Source organism: Bradyrhizobium sp. MI1.11 (assembly GCF_055811255.1).
The window spans coordinates 1-1,522 of the sequence record NZ_JBVVPM010000167.1 but is presented as its reverse complement, the minus strand read 5'-3'; the positions used below and the strand labels follow the sequence as shown (position 1 = coordinate 1,522).

Annotated in this window: 2 protein-coding genes; both read right to left on the bottom strand. The window is 68.7% G+C overall.

Translation table 11 applies throughout. The annotated features are described in order from the left end of the window. A partial coding sequence (locus AC0L30_RS42900) for an FAD binding domain-containing protein (protein ID WP_473406781.1) occupies positions 1-461 on the bottom strand: 461 nt, incomplete at its 3' end. Further along, on the bottom strand, positions 458-1,522 hold a 1,065-nt coding region (locus AC0L30_RS42895), incomplete at its 5' end, for an SRPBCC family protein (protein ID WP_473406780.1). The genes AC0L30_RS42895 and AC0L30_RS42900, both read right to left, overlap by 4 nt.

Genomic DNA, 1,522 nt, shown 5'->3' with positions numbered 1-1,522 from the left:
GCGAAGAAGTCTTTTGCCGCCACCCGGCGCCGCCGCTTTGCGCTACGCAGATGCACCTCACCACCGAGCGCGACCAGCGTCAGCGGCATCTCGGCGCTGGGATCGGCATGCGCGAGCGAGCCGCAGATGGTGCCGCGGCTGCGTGTCTGCATATGCCCGACCCAGGGCAGCGCCAGCGACACCAGCGGCAGCGCGTCGGCGAGATCGGGCCAGGCGAGCAGATCGGCCTGCCGCACGCCGGCGCCGATGACGACGGCATCGCCCTTCCGCTCGATCTTCCGCAGCTCCTCGAGGCGCATGATGTCGATCAAGAGCTTCGGTTTGGCGAGGCGCATGTTGAGCATCGCCATCAGCGACTGCCCGCCGGCAAGCACGCGGGCGTCGCCGCCTTCCTGCGCGAGTCCTTCGAGGACGTCGCCGACAGTCTCGGCACGGAGATAGTCGAAAGCGGGCGGCTTCATCGGCGCCCCCCGAACAGGCTCGCAAGTTTTGCCAGCAGCGCGAACAGCGAGAAACCACCGCCGGTCGTACCGCCGCCGCCGGCCTTGCGCGCCAGCGCAGTGAAGAACTGCCCGATGATCACGCGCGTGGCGCCATCGAGCAGACGGCCGCCGATGCTGGCGACCTTGCCGCCGATCGCGGCGTCGTAGCTGTAGGTCAGCTTCGTTCCGCCGCTGCCGTCGGGCGCGAGCGTGATCCGTCCCTCGGCGTTGCCGAAGCCGAGCGCTCCGGTGGCGCCGCCGCGCAAGGTGACCGCGCGCGGCGGATCGAGATCGAACAATTCCACATCGGCACGATAGCGCCCGCTGACGGGGCCGATGCCGAGAGTGACGTCGGCGCGGAAATGCGTGTCGGTGATCTTGTCGACGCGCTGGCAGCCGGGGATGACGGATTGCAAGGTGTTCGGATCGAGCAGCATCGCCCAGACCTGCTCTGGCGCGCCCTTCACCGAGGCTTGCCCCTCGCCGCGCAGCCGCCGGTCGCCTTCGCGCACGGGCGCCGCGGTCGCTCCGCCGGCGGGCGGCGGCGGTTCGGCACCGCGCACCATCTCTGCGAGCCGCGCCGGCACCAGCGGCAGCGTGATGTCGGCAACACCGAGCGCGTCCGCCACCGCATTGGCGATGCACACCGGCGTCGACATGCAATTGCCCTCGCCAACGCCTTTTGCGCCGAGCGGCGTGAACGGCGACGGCGTCTCCATGTGGATGATCTCAGGCTCCGGCACCTCGGTGGTGGTCGGCAGCAGATAATCGGCGAGCGTTCCCGTCAGAAAGCTGCCGTCATCGGCGTAGGCATATTCCTCGTACAACGCAGCGCCGAGCGCCTGGGCGAAGCCGCCGCGGATCTGGCCGTCGACCATACCGGGATGCAAAATGGTGCCGCAATCGTGCATGGTGACGTAGCGATCGATCCGCGTCTCCAGCGTGGTGCGGTCGATCTCGACGCCGCAGAAATCGAAGATGAAACCGTGGCAGAGCGAGGAGTTGATGCGGTCGTCCTCGTCCGGCGGAGTCAGTTCCGG